Source organism: Streptomyces pactum (assembly GCF_016031615.1).
Classification (GTDB): Bacteria; Actinomycetota; Actinomycetes; order Streptomycetales; family Streptomycetaceae; genus Streptomyces; species Streptomyces pactus.
Window position 1 is genome coordinate 2158201 of the sequence record NZ_JACYXC010000001.1, and the last position, 18337, is coordinate 2176537.

General features: G+C 73.4%; 13 protein-coding genes. 1 reads left to right on the top strand and 12 read right to left on the bottom strand.

Going from position 1 to position 18337, the window contains the following annotated elements:
* Positions 1 to 60: 60 nt before the first annotated feature.
* The 12 genes from IHE55_RS08485 to folC form a co-directional block, all read right to left on the bottom strand.
* The gene (locus IHE55_RS08485; RefSeq protein WP_197988467.1) at positions 61 to 864 is read right to left on the bottom strand and encodes a TIGR03936 family radical SAM-associated protein; all 804 of its coding nucleotides are present in this window, start codon (positions 862 to 864) and stop codon (positions 61 to 63) included.
* Between the two features lie 137 nt (positions 865 to 1001).
* Complete coding sequence (locus IHE55_RS08490; RefSeq protein WP_197988468.1) at positions 1002 to 2120, bottom strand: hypothetical protein; 1119 nt, start codon at positions 2118 to 2120, stop codon at positions 1002 to 1004.
* 293 nt (positions 2121 to 2413) lie between these two features.
* Positions 2414 to 4456: a restriction endonuclease gene (locus IHE55_RS08495; RefSeq protein WP_197988469.1), complete on the bottom strand. Its 2043-nt coding sequence runs from the start codon at positions 4454 to 4456 to the stop codon at positions 2414 to 2416.
* Positions 4457 to 4872: 416 nt separating this feature from the next.
* The gene (locus tag IHE55_RS08500; RefSeq protein ID WP_197988470.1) at positions 4873 to 6828 is read right to left on the bottom strand and encodes a TIGR03960 family B12-binding radical SAM protein; all 1956 of its coding nucleotides are present in this window, start codon (positions 6826 to 6828) and stop codon (positions 4873 to 4875) included.
* Positions 6829 to 7130: 302 nt separating this feature from the next.
* Positions 7131 to 8333: a rod shape-determining protein RodA gene (gene rodA, locus IHE55_RS08505; RefSeq protein ID WP_197988471.1), complete on the bottom strand. Its 1203-nt coding sequence runs from the start codon at positions 8331 to 8333 to the stop codon at positions 7131 to 7133.
* Positions 8330 to 10468, bottom strand: a complete 2139-nt coding sequence (mrdA, locus tag IHE55_RS08510; protein ID WP_197988472.1) for a penicillin-binding protein 2 — start codon at positions 10466 to 10468, stop codon at positions 8330 to 8332. The genes rodA and mrdA overlap by 4 nt, the downstream gene beginning before the upstream one ends.
* 182 nt (positions 10469 to 10650) lie before the next feature.
* Positions 10651 to 11355 carry a rod shape-determining protein MreD gene (mreD, locus tag IHE55_RS08515; protein WP_197991870.1) on the bottom strand — a complete coding sequence of 235 codons (705 nt, stop codon included), beginning with the start codon at positions 11353 to 11355 and terminating at the stop codon, positions 10651 to 10653.
* A gap of 6 nt (positions 11356 to 11361) precedes the next feature.
* Positions 11362 to 12318 carry a rod shape-determining protein MreC gene (gene mreC / locus IHE55_RS08520; RefSeq protein WP_197988473.1) on the bottom strand — a complete coding sequence of 319 codons (957 nt, stop codon included), beginning with the start codon at positions 12316 to 12318 and terminating at the stop codon, positions 11362 to 11364.
* Between the two features lie 113 nt (positions 12319 to 12431).
* Positions 12432 to 13451: a rod shape-determining protein gene (locus tag IHE55_RS08525; protein WP_197991871.1), complete on the bottom strand. Its 1020-nt coding sequence runs from the start codon at positions 13449 to 13451 to the stop codon at positions 12432 to 12434.
* Positions 13452 to 13757: 306 nt separating this feature from the next.
* On the bottom strand, positions 13758 to 14171 hold the full coding sequence (gene ndk, locus IHE55_RS08530; RefSeq protein ID WP_197988474.1) for a nucleoside-diphosphate kinase: 414 nt from the start codon (positions 14169 to 14171) through the stop codon (positions 13758 to 13760).
* A 521-nt stretch (positions 14172 to 14692) separates the two neighbouring features.
* The gene (locus tag IHE55_RS08535) at positions 14693 to 15061 is read right to left on the bottom strand and encodes a DUF4233 domain-containing protein (protein WP_197988475.1); all 369 of its coding nucleotides are present in this window, start codon (positions 15059 to 15061) and stop codon (positions 14693 to 14695) included.
* Between the two features lie 4 nt (positions 15062 to 15065).
* The gene (gene folC / locus IHE55_RS08540; RefSeq protein ID WP_197988476.1) at positions 15066 to 16604 is read right to left on the bottom strand and encodes a bifunctional tetrahydrofolate synthase/dihydrofolate synthase; all 1539 of its coding nucleotides are present in this window, start codon (positions 16602 to 16604) and stop codon (positions 15066 to 15068) included.
* An 853-nt stretch (positions 16605 to 17457) separates the two neighbouring features.
* On the opposite strand from folC, the gene IHE55_RS08545 reads away from it, so the two are divergent.
* Complete coding sequence (locus IHE55_RS08545) at positions 17458 to 18312, top strand: hypothetical protein (protein WP_307826575.1); 855 nt, start codon at positions 17458 to 17460, stop codon at positions 18310 to 18312.
* The last annotated feature ends 25 nt before the right edge of the window (positions 18313 to 18337 follow it).

Genomic DNA, 18337 nt, shown 5'->3' on the forward strand with positions numbered 1-18337 from the left:
CATCGCGCCTGCCGGACCCGGGTGGCTCCCTGGTGCTTCGGCGGCGCATCGACGGCGGTCCTACGCGGAACCTTCCGGCGCCTTCGCTGCCGGTCCCCCCTGCGAAGCGAGGGGGAGGTCAGCCCGGGCGGCCATGGGTGGGGCGGCCGGGACTGCCTCGCGGTCGGGCGCGAGCGGGTCGGTCACCGTGCCGGACTCCTCATCGAGCAGCCCCTGCGCCAGCCTGGTCACCGCAGCGGGGACCGGCGGCGCCAGGTCGGCCGTAGCGCGGAGACCGGACAGGACGTCGTCGGGTCGTACGGCAGGCGTCCCGTGCCGTACCACCAGCCGCAGTATCGCACAGGGACGGTCGCCCGGCCTATCGTCCGCCGATTCGAGAGCCTCCAGCCGGACCACCGCGCCACGGGCGTCGAAGGTCCGCATCCCGTTCTTGGTGCGCCGCTCGACCTCGACGGTCCCGGCGGCCAGGAAGGCGGCAACGGCCTTCCGGGCCTCGGCCGGCTCCACGCCGTCCAGCCGCAGCTCCCAGACGGACGCCTGGAGCCGGTCGGCCAGACCGGACGTACGGGCCTCCACGGCCTCCACGACGTCCAGTCCGTCCGGCAGCGACTCGTCGAGCAGCACCCGGAGGGCCTCCGGGTCCCGCGCCTCGGTGAGCTGGATCTCCAGGAACTCGGCCTCGCTGCCGGTGCCGGTGGGTGCGGCATTGGCGTACGACACCTTCGGGTGCGGGGTGAACCCCGCCGAGTACGCCATGGGCACCTCGGCGCGGCGCAGCGCCCGCTCGAAGGCGCGCTGGAAGTCGCGGTGGCTGGTGAACCGGAGGCGGCCCCGCTTGGTGTAGCGCAGTCGGATGCGCTGCACCGCAGGTGCGGGCGGCGGGCCTTCGGGCTGTCGCTTGCCCAGTGTCGTTCAGTCCTTCGTGAGTGCCGTCGTACTGCTACCTAGAGTACGTGCCCCGGCGGGGCGAGGTTCCCCCCACCGCTGTGACCAGGGGTTTATCAGGGTCCGGCGGGCTGCTGGTAGGGGTTGGCCCCCGGATCACGCGGATCACGCGCGGCCCCCGGGTACCCGCCGGGGTGCGTGACCTGCGGGTTCCCCGGGTACCCGCCGGAATACGGGGACCGGGGGTGCCCCTGAGACGCGCCGGGCTGCTGCGCCGGCTGCTGCCACGTCTGCTGCGCCGGCCCGTACCCCTGGGGCTGCGGGGCACGGCCGTGACCCTGCGGCTGCGGCTGCGAGGAGTACGGCTGCTGGTGGGGTGCGTACGACGGTGAGTGGCCCGCCGCCGCGCCGGGACCGCCCGGACCCCGCTGTGCGCCCGTGCCACCGGCGGTGCCGGAGCCGCCCGGTGCGGCGGGTGCCCCGAACAGGGCCCGGCGCACGCCGCGCAGCGCGCCGCGCACCGCCTGGGCGACCGGACGCCACACATGGTCGCGGAACGCGACCAGCGGCGGGCGCAGCACATACCGCCAGACCCAGACCACCGGGACCACGAAGACCCACCGGAACAGGGTGCTGACGCACATCCACAGGAAGCCGAGGATCCGGCCGGCGACCGTCCACGCCCACACCAGCGCCGCCCAGACGCCCCGCACCACCGGACCGAGCACGTACCGCCACAGTGCGGTCAGCGGCACCACGACGGTGTACCGCACCACGAAACTGACGACGGCCCAGATGCCGCGCGCCACCCACAGCACGGCGTGTCCGACCGGGGTGAGCACATAGCGGTAGAAGGCGACGGCCGGAATCACGATCAGGTACCGGGCCAGCCACCGCAGTCCGTGCCCGACCGGGGTCAGCAGTACCCGGTGGATCCAGCGCAGCGGCACCCACACCAGGTGGTGGAACAGCCAGGCGAGGGCCCGGCCGAGGGCCCGCAGCGGCACCACCACGAGCACCCGGAAGAGCCACAGCAGGGCCCGGCCCACCGGCGCCAGCACCCAGCGGTACAGCGCCCGGCCACAGAAGGCGACCGCCTCCCACAGCAGGCGCAGCGGCACCACCACGATCAGCGCGACCAGTTGCACCGGCAGCCGGATGGCCTTGGTGAGGCATCCCTCCGGTGCCTCCGGCGATCGCCGCGCCGGCGAGGAAGATGTCGTGTACCCGTCCATCCGGGCAGCGTATCGCCCGCCTGTAACGCCGTAGGCCCTGGTAGGACCCGGGGTTGTAACGACGCCGCACGCCGTGGGCGGGCGCCCCGCGGCGCGCGCGGCGGCCGTCCCGGGTGGTCGGTCGCCCCGGCGAGGCGGCCACCGCCGGCTTGCGGCCATCTCCGACGGGCGGCATCCCCGGCGGGCGGCATCCCCGGCGGGCGGCGTCCCGGGCGGGAGGACATCCCCGGCGAGGCGGGCGCCCCGAACGGGCGGCGGGCCGGGCGGGCCCACGCCCTGTCGACCGGGCCGGCTCACTCCACCTCGACGCCGAAGTCCCGGACGAGTTGTTCCAGCCCGTCGGGGTACCCCCGGCCGCCGAGTACGAAGTCCCAGTCGCCGTTGGCCCGGCGCCGGAAGGAGCCGAGCACCAGGGCGGTTTCCCCGGCGCGGCCGTCGGACACCACCAGCCGGTCCAGTTCGGTCATCGCCGGGTCCAGCAGCCGGACGCGGGCCTCGGTGAACCCCGACAGGTCGGCCTCGGGGTTCACCTCCGGATCGACCGCGGCCACCAGCACCAGCCGGTCGGCGGCGGCCGGCAGCGCGTCGAAGCTGACCCGGATCGCCGCCCTGTCCGGCGCCGCGGCCGGCACCGCGCGGACCGAGCCGTCCGGGGTCCTCGGGTTGTTGAAGAAGACGAAGTGGTCCTCACTCAGCACCCGGTCGCCGCGGCAGACGAGCGCGCAGACGTCCAGCGCGACGTCGCCGGACCACATCATGCCCAGCACGTTGTGGTCGCCGGGCGGGTCCGCGGGGGCGGGTCGCGGCGGCACCGGGGCGGCCCGTCCGCCGTCCCCCAGCCGGCCGCGGAGCCCGTGCCGGTGCAGCAGGTCCACCAGTTCGGGGCCCGCGATGAGCTCCAGCGGCTTGCCCCGGGCGAAGGTGTGCGAGCCGGGGCCGAACCCCGAGGTGGTGACCAGCACCCCCTTGTTGGCCCCGGTGTCCTGGACGGTGCCGTACAGGTCGCGCACCGCCGTGGGCGGCACGGTGTTGCGGTACCGCTTCACCTGGACCACGATCCTGCCGCCCCTGATCGGGGCCGGGTCCAGCGCCTCGACGTCCACCCCGCCGTCGTTGGAGCGCTGGGTGGTCACCGCCCGCATCCCCATGGCGCGGAACAGGTCGGCTATCAGGGACTCGAAGGCGATCGGGTCCATGCCGTACAGATCCGGCTCCTGGTCGCCGCCGGGGCCGGCCGCGGGCACGGCGACGTCCTGGGGCCGCCGGCCCGGCCGTACCGCGGCGAGCTGGTCGGGCCGGGCCGCCAGCTGCCCCCGCAGCGCGTCGGTGAGGCAGCTGACCGCGTCCACCTGCTCCAGCTGCAGCTCGGTGAAGACGGCCCGGGGGGCCATGACGGTCGCCAGGAAGATGTGCGCCTGCCGGCCGGTCGCCGGGTCGCGGGCGTCCACGAAGCCGTTGAGCGCGACCGAGTCCAGGGCGCCGTGCTCGTCCGCCGCGAAGAGCTGGTGCAGCACGAGCAGCATGGTCTGCGCCAGCACCTGCCGGTACAGGGCGCGGCGCCGGGTCACCGGGCGGGCCGTCTCCTTGTACCGGTCCTCGGCGGCCACGTACCGGACCGCCTTCGCCTCCGGGACGACGTCGTACCCCGGGAGCTCCCAGTCCAGCACCAACTGCCGCGCCGCCGGGTCGAAGGCCGCCGTCACCCGGCACGGGAAGGCCTCCGGGCGGCCCGTCGAGAGGTGCAGGGCGGCGGAGAAGTACTCCACGACACAGCCGGGGTCGCCCCGCCGGACCCCCTCGGTCACCTCGGCGACGCCGGCGTTGTGCCGGGCCACCTCGTCCCGCACGGCCTGCGCCCGCGCCTCGTGGTCCTGCCGCAGCGCCGCCAGCCGCTGCTGCCGCTGGGTCTCGGCGGCCTGCGCGGCGTACCAGTCGTGCTCGAACCGGGCCCGCGCCTCGGCCTGCGCCTGTGCCCTCCGGCCGGCGGTCCAGCCGCCCTGTGCCTGGTAGCGGGCCGGGTCGGGCATGGGCACCGGCCGGGCCAGCTGCCCGGGGTCGAAGGGCGGGTACTCCGCCACCCGCGTCAGCGACGCGGCCCGGAAGGCCGGGGCCCGGCAGCCCGCCGCCAGCAGCCCCTCCAGGGCCGCGACCTCGGCGTCCAGCTCCTCGGTCCGCCGCCTGGCCTCCGCCTGCCCGTACTCCCGCAGGCTGCGCTGGTGGGCCCGCGCCCGCCGTTCCTCCTCCCGCCGGAGTCGCGCCTCGGCCTCCGCCTGACGCTGCTGCTGACGCTGGATCTCGGCCCAGGCACCGACGAAACCGGCAGAGCGACGACTCATCCGTTACAGGCCCTCCCCAGGACGTCGGCACCGCCGACCACACCCCCCGGTCACAGCCCCCCGCGACCAGGAGTAACGGCACCACTGTAACGAGCCGTCGGCACCCGGGACATCGGCCCGGCGGAGGAGCGGGGCCGCCGGTGCCGCGGGGCGCCGCGCGCCGCGCCCGGGAGCCCGGCCCTCCCTGCCCGGGAACGGCGCGCCGGCCCCGCGCGGGACGGAGGGCCCCGGGACGGACCCGCTGCGGGGCTCAGGGACGGCCCCACGGCGGGCCCGGTCCCACACGGCGGGGCTCCGGGGCGGGCTCACGGCCGGGCCGCGGCCGTGAGCCCGCCCCGGAGCCGGGAAAGGCCCGGGCCCCCGATGGGGGGACCCGGGCCCGGGCAGTCCGTCACCGGATGCCGCGGCTCACCCGCTCAGTGGGTGTGCCCGCTCGCGACCGGCGCGCCGTTCTTCACCGTCAGCGGCAGCAGCTTCTTCCCCGTCGGGCCGACCTGGATGTGGGTGTCCATCTGAGGGCAGACCCCACAGTCGAAGCACGGCGTCCAGCGGCAGTCCTCGACCTCGGTCTCGTCGAGGGCGTCCTGCCAGTCCTCCCACAGCCAGTCCTTGTCCAGACCGGAGTCGAGGTGGTCCCAGGGCAGGACCTCCTCGTAGCCGCGCTCGCGGGTGGTGTACCAATCGACGTCCACGCCGAACTGGGGCAGCGTCTTGGCGGCGCAGTCCATCCAGCGGTCGTAGCTGAAGTGCTCGCGCCAGCCGTCGAAGCGCCCGCCGTCCTCGTAGACCGCCCGGATCACCGCGCCGACGCGCCGGTCGCCGCGGGAGAGCAGGCCCTCGACGATGCCCGGCTTGCCGTCGTGGTAGCGGAAGCCGATGGAGCGGCCGTACTTCTTGTCGCCGCGGATCTTGTCGCGCAGCTTCTCCAGCCGGGCGTCGGTCTCCTCGGCGGACAGCTGCGGCGCCCACTGGAACGGGGTGTGCGGCTTGGGCACGAACCCGCCGATGGATACGGTGCAGCGGATGTCGTTGGACTTCGCCACCTCACGGCCCTTGGCGATCACCTTGGTGGCCATGTCGGCGATCTGCAGCACGTCCTCGTCGGTCTCGGTGGGCAGGCCGCACATGAAGTACAGCTTCACCTGCCGCCAGCCGTTGCCGTAGGCGGTGGCGACGGTCCGGATGAGGTCGTCCTCGGAGACCATCTTGTTGATGACCTTGCGGATGCGCTCCGAGCCGCCCTCGGGGGCGAAGGTGAGACCGGAGCGGCGGCCGTTGCGGGTCAGCTCGTTGGCGAGGTCGATGTTGAACGCGTCCACCCGGGTGGAGGGCAGCGACAGGCCGATCTTGTCGTCCTCGTAGCGGTCCGCGAGGCCCTTGGCGATGTCGCCGATCTCGCTGTGGTCGGCGGAGGACAGCGACAGCAGGCCGACCTCCTCGAAGCCGGTCGCCTTCAGGCCCTTGTCCACCATCTCGCCGATGCCGGTGATGGTCCGCTCCCGCACCGGGCGGGTGATCATGCCCGCCTGGCAGAACCGGCAGCCCCGGGTGCAGCCGCGGAAGATCTCCACGGACATCCGCTCGTGCACGGTCTCGGCGAGCGGCACCAGCGGCTGCTTGGGGTACGGCCACTCGTCGAGGTCCATCACGGTGTGCTTGGACACCCGCCACGGCACGCCGGAGCGGTTCGGCACCACGCGGCCGATGCGGCCGTCCGGCAGGTACTCGACGTCGTAGAAGCGCGGGACGTACACGCCGCCGGTGCGGGCCAGGCGGAACAGCAGCTCCTCACGGCCGCCCGGCCGACCCTCGGCCTTCCACGCCCGGATGATGTCGGTGATCTCCAGGACGGCCTGCTCGCCGTCGCCGATGACGGCGGCGTCGATGAAGTCCGCGATCGGCTCCGGGTTGAACGCGGCGTGGCCGCCGGCGAGCACCACCGGGTCGTCCAGGGTGCGGTCACGCGCCTCCAGCGGGATGCCCGCCAGGTCCAGCGCGGCGAGCATGTTGGTGTAGCCCAGCTCGGTGGAGAAGCTGAGCCCGAAGACGTCGAACGCCTTGACCGGCCGGTGGCTGTCCACGGTGAACTGCGGCACGCCGTGCTCGCGCATCAGCGCTTCGAGGTCCGGCCACACGCTGTAGGTGCGCTCGGCGAGCACGCCCTCACGCTCGTTGAGGACCTCGTAGAGGATCATGACGCCCTGGTTCGGCAGGCCGACCTCGTAGGCGTCGGGGTACATCAGCGCCCAGCGGACGTCGCAGGCGTCCCACTCCTTCACGGTGGAGTTGAGCTCACCACCGACGTACTGGATCGGCTTCTGCACGTGCGGGAGCAGGGCCTCTAGCTGTGGGAAGACCGATTCGGCAGGCATGTGGCGGAAAACCTTCATCGTCGGGCAGGGGCGACTCTCTAGCGTAACCCGCTCCCGGCCCTCCACCGGCACGGCCGATCCCCCGCCCGGGACCCCGCCGGGAGCGGCCGGCGCGGGCCGGACGGACGGCGGGCGGACGGCGTACGGACGGCGGGCGGCAGCGGGACACGGCACCGCCGGGAGGGAACGGCCGGGAGGGACCGGCCGGAGGCGGGAACGGCGACGGCCCGGCCGGAGGGGCCGGGCCGTCGCCGTCGGCGGGGGCACCGCGCGCGGTCGCGCCGGATGCGGGCGCGCGCCGGTCAGGCCGCTATGGGGCGCTGCACCTTGATCGACTGGAGCAGCCCGACCGCTATCCAGACGGCGAACATCGACGAGCCGCCGTAGGAGACGAACGGCAGCGGCAGGCCGGCGACCGGCATGATCCCCAGCGTCATCCCGATGTTCTCGAACGACTGGAAGGCGAACCAGGCGATGATGCCGGCGGCCACCACGGTGCCGTACAGCTCGGTGGTCTCCCGGGCGATGCGGCAGGCGCGCCACATCACCACTCCTATCAGCACGATGATCAGCCCGGCGCCGAGGAAGCCCAGCTCCTCGCCGGCGACCGTGAAGACGAAGTCGGTCTGCTGCTCGGGCACGAACTGGCCGGTGGTCTGGGTGCCCTCGAACAGGCCCTTGCCGGTGAGTCCGCCGGAGCCGATGGCGATGCGCGCCTGGTTGGTGTTGTAGCCCACGCCGGCCGGGTCCAGGGCCGGGTTGGCGAACGCGGCGAACCGGTCGATCTGGTACTGGTCCAGCACGCCGAGCTGCCAGACCAGCACCGCGCCCGTCACCGCCGCGCCGATCAGTCCGGCGATCCAGCGGTTGGAGGCGCCGGAGGAGAGCAGCACCGCCAGCACGATCACCGCCATGACCATCACCGAGCCGAGGTCCGGCATGAGGAGCACGATCGCTATCGGCACCGCGGCCAGGCCGAGCGCCTGGAGCACCGTGCGGTGGTCGGGGTCGGGGCGGTCCCCGGCGTCCACCCGGGCGGAGAGCAGCATCGCCATGCCCAGGATGATGGTGATCTTGGTGAACTCGGAGGGCTGGATGGAGAACCCGCCACCGATCACGATCCAGGCGTGGGCGCCGTTGATGGTGGTGCCCAGCGGGGTGAGCACCGCCAGCACCAGGACCACCGAGAGGGCGTACAGGATGGGGACCGCGCCGCGCAGGGTGCGGTGGCCCAGCCAGACGGTGGCCACCGCGAGCCCGATCCCGATGCCGGTGTTGAGCACGTGGCGCATCAGGAAGAAGTACGGGTCGCCCTGGTTCAGCTCGGTGCGGTTGCGGGTGGCGGAGTAGATGAGCACCGCGCCGATCGCGGAGAGCGCGACGGCGGACAGCAGCAGTATCCAGTCCAGTCGGCGCACGATGGAGTCGCGTGCGGTGAGCTTGCTCCAGGTGCCGGGCTCGGGGGCGTAGCGGCGGATGGGGTAGCCGGAGGGGGAGGCGGTCACTGCGGCTTGCCTCCGCCCAGCCCGACGGCCTTGTAGGTCCTGCCGAAGGGCAGGGACTCGATGGTGCCGTCCCGCTCGATCCTCGGCAGCTTGGCCTGCGGCTGCGGCAGCAGGGCCTTCTTCCGGTCGATCTTGCCCTGCTTGTCCACGCCGTAGAGGGCGTTGTAGATGTTGCGGACGGCCGGGCCGGAGGCGCCGGAGCCCGTACCACCCTGCGAGATCGTCATCACGATCGTGTAGTCCTTGGTGTACGTCGCGAACCACGAGGTGGTCTGCTTGCCGTAGACCTCGGCGGTACCGGTCTTGGCGTGCATCGGGATCTTGTCCTGCGGCCAGCCGACGAACCGCCAGGCGGCGGTGCCGCGGGTGGCCACACCCGCGAGGGCCTCGTTTATCTTCTTCCGGGTCGGCGCGTCCATCGGCAGCTTGCCGCGGACCTGGGGCTTGATCTCCCGGACCTTCTTGCCGTCGGCGCTGATGATCGCCTTGCCGACGGTGGGCTTGTGCAGGGTGCCGCCGTTGCTGATCGCGGCGTAGATGCTCGCCATCTGGATCGGGGTGACCAGGGTGTCGCCCTGTCCGATGGAGTAGTTGACGGAGTCACCGGCGCGCATCTTCATGCCTTCGAGGCAGTTCTCGTAGGCGATCCGCTCGGCGTAGTCGCCGTCCTTCTTCCCGTCCTTGCACCAGGTCTTCTGGTTGGCCTTCCAGTAGTCCCGCTTCCACTTGCGGTCCGGGACGCGGCCGGTGACCTCGTTGGGCAGGTCGATGCCGGTCTCCTTGCCCAGGCCGAACTGGTGGGCGGTCTTGTAGAACCAGTCGGCGGGGTTCTTCTTGGGGTCGCTGCCGCCGTCCTTGCGCCACTCCTGGTGGGCCAGGGAGTAGTAGACGGTGTCGCAGGAGACCTCCAGGGCCTTGCCGAGGCTGATGCTGCCGTGGCCGGCGGACTCGAAGTTCTTGAAGACCTGGCCGCCGATGCTGTACGAGCTGGGGCAGGGGTAGGGCCCCTCGAAGGTGTAGCCGGCGTTGACCGCGGCGGTGGTCGGGATCACCTTGAAGATGGAGCCGGGGGCGGCCTGGCCCTGGATGGCCCGGTTGAGCAGCGGGTAGTTGGAGTCGTCTCCGGTGAGGCGCTTGTAGTCCTTGCCGGAGATGCCGCCCACCCAGGCGTTGGGGTCGTAGGTCGGGTTGGAGGCCATGGCGACCACGCGGCCGGTCTTCGACTCCATCACGACCACGGCGCCGGCGTCGGCCTTGTAGGTGGTGCCGGTGTTGCGGTCGTGGACCTTGCGGGCCTCCTTCATCGCCAGCGCCAGTTCCTTCTCGGCGACCGCCTGGACCCGGGCGTCGATGCTGGTGACGACGTGCGAGCCGGGTTCGGCGCGGTCGCTCTCCGCCTTGCCGATGACCCGGCCGAGGTTGTCCACCTCGTACCGGGTGACGCCGGCCTTGCCGCGCAGCTGGGCGTCGTAGGAGCGCTCCAGTCCGGAGCGGCCGATCTGGTCCGAGCGCAGCAGCGGCGATTCGCTGTCCTCGGCCTTCTTGATCTCCTCGTCGGTCACCGGGGAGAGGTAGCCCAGCACCTGGGCGGCGTTGGCGTCGCCGGGGGCGGCGTAGCGGCGCACCGGGGTGGGCTCGGCGCTGATGCCGGGGAAGTCCTCGGCGCGCTCGCGGATCTGGAGGGCCTGCTGGGTGGTGGCCTCGTCGGTGATCGGGATGGGCTGGTAGGGCGAGCCGTTCCAGCAGGGCTGGGGGGTCTGGGCGTCGCAGAGCCGGACCTTGTCCATGACCTCCTTGGGGGTCATGTCCAGGACGCCGGCCAGCCGGGTCAGCACGGCCTCGCCGTCGTCGGCCATCTTCATCAGGTCGGTGCGGCTGGCCGAGACCACCAGGCGGGTCTCGTTGTCGGCCAGCGGGATGCCGCGGGCGTCGAGTATCGAGCCGCGGGTGGCGGGCTGGATGACCTGCTGCACGTGGTTGCTGGCGGCCTCGTCGGCGTACTCGTCACCGTTGCGGATCTGGAGGTACCACAGGCGTCCGCCGAGGGTGAGCAGGAGGGAGAAGACGAGGATCTGGATCGCGACGAGGCGGACGGTGATCCGGGTCGTCCGCCCGGTCTCCGGAATGTTACTCATGGCGCGAAGCGCCTCCACTGAGGGCGGTGGCGGGCTGGGGGTCCCGGGAGGGCGGGCCGCGGGGCCGGGGGTGGCGGTGCGGGTGTCCGGGGAGGTGGTGCGGGGCGTCCGGTGGGCGGAGGTAGCCCAGCACCTGGGCGGCGTTGGCGTCGCCGGGGGCGGCGTAGCGGGCCGGGCGGTGTTCACAGCCGCTTGACCCCCTTGACCTTGATGCCGCCCGGCTTGGTCGGCCGGCCCTTGGTCAGCAGTCCGCCGCGGCTGCCGTTGCGGGCGGCCTTGCCCAGGCGGGTGCCGCGGGCGGTGCGCCGGGAGGGGGTGAGCCACCGGTGGCCGGTGTCGCCGCCGGTGCCGGTGCCGGTGCCGCCGGTGCTGTCCACCCGCGGGTCGTGGTCGGTGCGGCGGGCGACGGCCATGATGAGCGGCACGGTGAAAGGCGCCAGCAGCAGGTCGTACAGGGCGGCGGTGAACAGCAGCTCGGCCAGGCCGGCGTGGCCCCCGGCGTCGTCGCCGACGAGGGAACCCACCCCGGCGTACAGCAGGGTGGAGCCGATGGCGGCGGCCACCACCACCAGCATCGGGCCGGTGGCGGAGCGCAGCTGGCCGGTCTCCGGCCGGGCGAGGCCGGCCAGGTAGCCGATGACGCACAGCACCAGGGCGTAGCGCCCGGCGGCGTGGTCGGCGGGCGGTGCGAAGTCGGCGAGCAGGCCGGCGGCGAAGCCGATCAGCGCGCCGCCGGTGTGCCCGTAGACGAGGGCGAGGCCGAGCACCACCAGGAGCAGCAGGTCGGGGACGGCGCCGGGCAGGTTGAGCCGGGCCAGCACGCTGACCTGGGCGACGAGGGCGACGACCACGAGCAGGGTCGACAGCAGGATGCGGTTCAGGCGCAGCATCGGTCAGCTCCTGGTGGCGGCGTTACGGCCGGGCGGGGTGGCCGCGTCGGTCGCCTTCTTCGGCTTGGGACCGGCCTTGCGCGCGGGCGCGGGATCGGCCGGGCGGGGCGGCAGCACGGAGTCGCGGGGGTTGTCCCGCGGCGGCCTGGTGACCACGCCGACGATGTCCAGCTTGGTGAAGCCGACGTAGGGGCGGACCTGCACGGTCCGGGTCAGGCCGCCGTCCAGGGTGTCCACCCGGACGATCTCGCCGACCGGGACGCCGGGGACGAACGGCCGGTCGCCGCGCGAGCCGAAGGTGACGAGCCGGTCGCCCTTCTTCACCTTGGCCTTGCCGTTGAGCAGCTGGACCCGCAGCGGGCCGTCGCCCTGCCCGTTGGCGAAGCCGATCTCGCCGGACTTCTCCATCCGGGTGCCGACGGTGAAGTCCGGGTCGGTGGCGAGCAGCACGGTGGCGGTGGAGCGCCCGACCGTGGTGACCCGGCCGACCAGGCCGTCGCCGTTGATGACGGTCATGTCGCGGCGGATGCCGTCCTTGCTGCCGACGTCGATGGTGACCGTCCAGGAGAAGCCCTGGGTGCTGCCGATGGCGATGACCTCGGCGCCGGTGATGCCGTACTGCCCGCGGCCGGCGGTGGCCATCAGACGGTCGAACTCGGCGGCGCGGGCGCGGTTGCGCTCGTCGCTGCCGAGGCGCTGCTTGAGCTCGGCGTTCTCGCGTTCGAGATCACTGATGCGGTCGTGGCGTTCGTCGGAGTCGCGTACCGCGGCGATGGCGTTGCCGACCGGGTCGACGACCCCGGCGACGCCCTCCTCCACCGGCCCGAGAACGGAGGCGGCGGTCTCCCGGGCACCGTCGAGGGGCGAGTCCTCGCCGCCTCTGATATCGACCGTGATCAGTGCGAACGCGATGGCGACCAGCAGCACCAGGAGCAGTCGGCTCTCTCGTGTGTCCCTCACGTGCGGCGACGTGCCTTCCTCGTAGGAGTCGGAACCTCATGCCTGTACGACGGCGTTCCGCCGGACCGCCTCACCGGCGTCGTCACGGCGGAACACGGCGGTGACCGGTGCGGTCACCTGCGGGGCTGGGCGTCCAGCACCTGCTGCAGCGCCTCGAACTCCTCGACGCACTTGCCGGACCCGAGGGCGACGGAGTCCAGCGGGTCCTCGGCGATGTGGATGGGCATGCCGGTCTCGGCGCGCAGCCGCTCGTCCAGGCCGCGCAGCAGGGCGCCGCCGCCGGTGAGGACGATGCCGCGGTCCATCACGTCGCCGGACAGTTCCGGCGGGCACTTGTCGAGCGTGGTCTTGACCGCGTCCACGATGGCGTTGACCGGTTCCTCCATCGCCTTGCGGACCTCGGCGGCGGAGATCACCACGGTCTTGGGGAGCCCGCTGACCAGGTCGCGGCCCCGGATCTCGGTGTGCTCCTCCTGCACGGTCTCGTACGCCGAGCCGATGGTGATCTTGATGTTCTCGGCGGTGCGTTCGCCGAGGAGGAGGCTGTACTCCTTCTTGACGTGCTGGATGATCGCGTTGTCCAGCTCGTCGCCGGCCACCCGGATGGACTGGGCGGTGACGATGCCGCCGAGGGAGATCACGGCGACCTCGGTGGTGCCGCCGCCGATGTCCACGACCATGTTGCCGGTGGCCTCGTGGACCGGCAGGCCGGAGCCGATCGCGGCGGCCATCGGCTCCTCGATGATGTGCACCTGACGGGCGCCGGCCTGGGTGGAGGCCTCGATCACGGCACGGCGCTCGACGCCGGTGATGCCGGACGGCACGCAGACCACCACCCGCGGGCGGGCCAGGTAGCGCCGCTTGTGGATCTTCAGGATGAAGTAGCGGAGCATGCGCTCGGTGATCTCGAAGTCCGCGATCACGCCGTCCTTGAGCGGGCGGACCGCGACGATGTTGCCAGGAGTCCGGCCGATCATCTTCTTCGCCTCGGCGCCCACGGCGAGGATTCCGCCGGTGTTGGTGTTGATGGCGACGACTGACGGCTCGTTGAGGACGATCCCGCGACCCCTGACGTACACCAGCGTGTTGGCGGTCCCGAGGTCGACAGCCATGTCACGGCCGATGAACGACATGTTGTTCCCCATGAGGATACGTCTGGCCTTCCCAACTGGAGCGAATGCTTACTTGAGGTCGGCAGGGAGCAGGAGTGGTGCGCTGCGAGGCGCGGAAGCTTTCATCGTAGTCTCGGTCACCGGGCCACGATGCGAGGGTCCTCCGCCATTGTCGGCCCATTGTCCGCGGAAGAGGGCTCCGCCTCCTCCTATCAGGACGTCGTGTCGGGGTGTCGCGTTCCCCCGATCGGCCCGCGAAACACCGGAGGGCGACCGTTTCGCCGCCGGTCGCCCCCGGTCAGAGGCGGTTCGGAGCCTGACGTACCGTCAGGCGAGGCCGGGGAAGAAAATCTTGATCTCTCGCTGGGCGGACTCCTCCGAGTCGGAGGCGTGGACCAGGTTCTCCCGCACGATGGTGCCGAAGTCCCCCCGGATGGTCCCGCTCGGCGCCTGGATCGGGTCGGTCGGACCGGCCAGCGCGCGCACGCCCTCGATCACCCGCTCGCCCTCGACGACGAGCGCCACGACCGGGCCGGAGGACATGAACTCGACCAGCGGCTCGTAGAACGGACGGCCGACGTGCTCGGCGTAGTGCTGCTCCAGCAGGTCGCGGCCGAGGGTACGCAGCTCCAGCGCGGTGATGGACCAGTTCGCCTTGCGCTCGATCCGGCCGATGATCTCGCCGACCAGGCCCCGCCGGACGGCGTCGGGCTTGAGGAGGACGAGCGTGCGCTGAGACATGGTGGGGCTCCTGTGTTGGCCTGTTGTAGGGCGGACTGGTCCGGTGCGCCCGAGGCTACAGGGGCGGGCTCACCGCCCCGAACCCGGCACGGCCCCGCCCCTCCGGCCCGGTCCCGCCGCCTCACCCCTCGCCGGCCCGTCGCCGGCCACGCGGCCGCGGGACGGGCGGTCCGGCACCGGGCGGACGGTCCGGCACGGTCGGCCGACGGACGGTGGTCACGGGACGGGCGGCACGGCTCGGCGCGGGCCCGGGGAGCCGGGCGTCCGGCCGGTACGGCACGGGCGCGGCTCCCCCGACGTCCCCGCCGGTACGGCGCGGGCGCGCCCGCCGGTGCCGGCGCGACACGCGACGGCGGTACGGCGCGGGCGCGCCGCGCGACGGCGGCGCCGGGGAGCCGGACGGGGCCGATGGGGCGGGCGGTCCCGCGGAACCGGGGACGCCGGCCACGGGCCGGAACGCCTCACCCGGCCACGGACCGGAGGGCCGGGACGGGCGCCCCCCGCGGGGGCGCCCCGCGGGCTCAGGCCTGCGACGGCTGCGAGGCCTCGGCGGCGTCGGCGGCCTGGGCGGCGAACCGGGCCCTGGCCTCGTCCACCTTCCGGCCGAAGTGGACCGAGGCCCACCACAGGCCGGCGAACACCACGCCCAGGAAGTACATCATCGGCACCACCAGACCGCTCAGTATCAGCGCGATCTGGAGCGCCCAGCCGACCTGCACCGCGCCCGGGCGGTTGATCATCCCGCACAGCAGCAGGCACAGCACCATGGCGGTGCCGCTCACCGCCCACACGGTGCCGGTCGCCAGGTCGGAGGTCCTCATGGCGACCAGCCCGGCGAAGCCGATCACCAGGAGTTCACCGATCAGGGTGCTCGCACAGAGCGTCCGCATCGCCTCAGCCCTTCCCCAGCAGCAGCCGTGCCTCGCCGACGGTGATCACCGAGCCGGTGACCAGCACCCCGGCCCCGGCGAACTCGCCCTCCTCCTCGGCGAGCGTGATCGCCGCCTCCAGCGCGTCGTCCAGCCGCGGCTCCACCTGGACCCGGTCCGCGCCGAACACCTCCACCGCGACCTGCGCCAGGGCGTCCACGTCCATCGCCCGGTGGCTGGAGTTCCGCGTCACCACCACCTCGGCGAAGATCGGTTCGAACGCCTCCAGGAAGCCCCGGACGTCCTTGTCGCCGCTGGCCCCGACCACCCCGACGAGCCGGCTGAAGCCGAACGCCTCGGTGACCGCCGCGGCGGTGGCCTGCGCCCCCGCCGGGTTGTGCGCGGCGTCCAGCACCACGGTGGGGCTGCGGCGCACCACCTCCAGCCGGCCCGGGGAGGTCACCGACGCGAAGGCGCGGCGGACGGTGTCGAGGTCCAGGGTGCGGGCGTGCTGGGAGCCGATGCCGAAGAACGCCTCCACCGCCGCCAGCGCCACCGCCGCGTTGTGCGCCTGGTGGGCGCCGTGCAGCGGCAGGAAGACCTCCGGGTACTCGCCGCCCAGCCCGCGCAGCGTCAGCAGCTGCCCGCCGACCGCGACCTCGCGGCTGAGCACGCCGAACTCCAGCCCTTCCCGGGCCACCGTGGCGTCCACCTCGACGGCGCGCCGCAGCAGCACCGACGCGGCGTCCACCGGCTGCTGGGCGAGCACCGCGGTGGCGTCCTTCTTGATGATCCCGGCCTTCTCGACCGCGATCTGCTCCGGGGTGGTGCCCAGCCGGTCGGTGTGGTCCAGCGCTATGGGCGTGACCACCGCGACGCTGCCGTCGATCACGTTGGTGGCGTCCCAGGTGCCGCCCATGCCGACCTCGACCACCGCGATGTCCACCGGGGCGTCGGCGAACGCGGCGAACGCCATGGCGGTGAGCACCTCGAAGAAGGAGAGGCGGTACTCCTGCCGGGCGTCCACCATCTCGATGTACGGCTTGATGTCCCGGTAGGTGTCGACGAAGCGCTCGGCGGAGATCGGCGCCCCGTCCAGGCTGATCCGCTCGGTCACCGACTGCACGTGCGGGCTGGTGTAGCGGCCGGTGCGCAGCTCGAAGGCGCCCAGCAGCGACTCGATCATGCGAGCGGTGCTGGTCTTGCCGTTGGTGCCGGTGATGTGGATGGAGGGGTAGGCGCGCTGCGGGGAGCCGAGGATGTCGAGCAGGGCCTCGATCCGCTCGACCGAGGGGTCCAGCTTGGTCTCGCCCCAGCGGGTGGCCAGGTCCGCCTCCACCTCACGCAGCGCCCGGTCCACCTCCGGGTCGGCCGGCCGGGCGGGCACCTGGTCGCCCTGCGGCGGCCCCGCCTGGGTGCGCAGCGTGCGGCTGCCCGCCTCGATCACCGCGAGGTCGGGGTCGCGGTCGGTCTCGGCGCTGACGATCTGGTCGAACTCGTCGTTCCCGGCGTCCCCGTCCGGCGTACCGGACGGATCGGGTTCGTGCTGTGGGGGCTCGCTCACGGAGCCAAGTCTACGAGGCGGCCGGGCGGACCGGGCACGGCGACGGACCCCGCCGCGGCGCGTCCGCCCCCGACCGGCGGCCGCCGCCGCGGCGCCCCGCTCCGGGCGTCCGTCGTTCGGGCGGGCCGTTCGAGTCCGCCGTTCGGATCCGCCGTCCCGGGACCGTTCCCCGGACCTTCCCGCGGGGGCCGCCGTGACGCCTCCGTCGCCCCGGCCCCTCGTCGGGGTCCGGGCCCGGGCCCGCCGTCCGTGCGTCGTCCGCGCTTCCGTACGTCGGTGCGTCGGTACCTCCGTGCGCCGTCCGCGCGTCCGTACCTCCGTGCGTCGTCCCTCGTGCGCGGCGCCGTCCGCCGTCCGGGCGTGGGCGGGGTCCGTCGTCCGGTCCGGCGCGCTCCGCCGCCGTGCCCCGGCCGCGGTACGCACCACCGCCGGGCCGGCCGCGCGCGGGTGCCCAGGACGCCCGGTCCGGGTGTCCGCCCCGGTCCCGGCGACCGGCCCCGGCGGGCCCGCCGGGGGTGGGGCCGCGGGGTGGCTCGGGACCGCCGGCGTCCGGGACCGGCCGTACGGGGTCACGCGGCACGGGCGCCGGCCGGGCACCGGAGGCGGACGGACGCCCCGTCGCCGGCCGCGCGTCTCCCCCGGCGGCCGGGCGGCCGGGCGCGGCGACTCCGTTACGAACCCGTTGCAGCCCCGGGCTGAAGGGACCCACGGGCGTCGGGAAGGATGTTGCGCAACTGTCGCGCGCATCGAAGACGCATCGAAGAGAGGCCCGATGAGCTACTCCCAGCCGCCACCGCAGCCCGGTCCCTACGGGGGTCAGCCGGGTCCGTATGGCGGAGGACAGCAGCCACCGGTGCCGCATCCTTACCATCAGCAGCCCGGCTACGGCTACCCCCAGCACGGCGGGTACGCGGCGCCGGGCCCCTACTCCGCCCCCCAGCCCGGCTACGGGTACCCCCAGCAGAACCCCTATGCCCAGTCCGCCGGTTACGGCCCGCCGGCCCCGCAGGCGACGCCCGGCGGCCCCTTCGGCCCGCAGCCGTCGCCCGGGCCGTTCGGCCCGCTGCCGCCCCGCCGGCCGGGCCGGGGGCTGAAGATCGGCATAGCCGCCGGCGCGGCACTGACGGTGGCCGGCGCGGTGGCCGCGGTGCTGCTGCTCACCGGCTCCGGGGAGAGCGGACCGTACAAGGTGACCACACCGGCGACGCTCGCCGGGAAGTACGAGCGCAAGGGCGACGGGACCGGCGAGAAGGACCTGTCCGACGGCGGGCGGAGCACGCGGCGCGTCCCGGGCGTGGAGAACGCCCGTGTGGTGTCGGCGGACTACGAGACCTCGGGCGGCGAGCTGATGAAGTTCACCGGCTTCTGGGGGGAGGTCACCGACCCGGACCGGGGCTCGGAGATGGCCCTGGCCATGGTGGTCTCGGCGCTGGAGGGCGACGGCACGGCGAAGGCGCAGGGCAGCCCCGAGGAGTTCACCCCGGAGGGGTTCGACGGGGACGTGCTGAAGTGCCAGGCCGTCACGTTGACGTCGGACCGGGGATCCATGGACGCCCCGGCCTGCGTCTGGGGGGACGAGGACACCTTGGGCGTGACGGTGATGACCGATCCCCCCGCCGAGGTCCTGGGCAGCGGCATGTCGCTGAAGGAAGCCGCCGACCTCACCGCCGAGGTGCGCCGCGACGCGCGCGTCGAGATCGACGGATAGCACCGACGGCACGGACAGCAACAAG

Bases quoted from the DNA above. Each gene is read 5' to 3' on its own strand.
- IHE55_RS08490 (WP_197988468.1), bottom strand. From the start codon at position 2,120: ATGGACGGGTACACGACATCTTCCTCGCCGGCGCGGCGATCGCCGGAG.
- IHE55_RS08495 (WP_197988469.1), bottom strand. From the start codon at position 4,456: ATGAGTCGTCGCTCTGCCGGTTTCGTCGGTGCCTGGGCCGAGATCCAG.
- IHE55_RS08500 (WP_197988470.1), bottom strand. From the start codon at position 6,828: ATGCCTGCCGAATCGGTCTTCCCACAGCTAGAGGCCCTGCTCCCGCAC.
- mrdA (WP_197988472.1), bottom strand. From the start codon at position 10,468: ATGAGTAACATTCCGGAGACCGGGCGGACGACCCGGATCACCGTCCGC.
- IHE55_RS08525 (WP_197991871.1), bottom strand. From the start codon at position 13,451: ATGTCGTTCATCGGCCGTGACATGGCTGTCGACCTCGGGACCGCCAAC.
- ndk (WP_197988474.1), bottom strand. From the start codon at position 14,171: ATGTCTCAGCGCACGCTCGTCCTCCTCAAGCCCGACGCCGTCCGGCGG.
- IHE55_RS08535 (WP_197988475.1), bottom strand. From the start codon at position 15,061: ATGCGGACGCTCTGTGCGAGCACCCTGATCGGTGAACTCCTGGTGATC.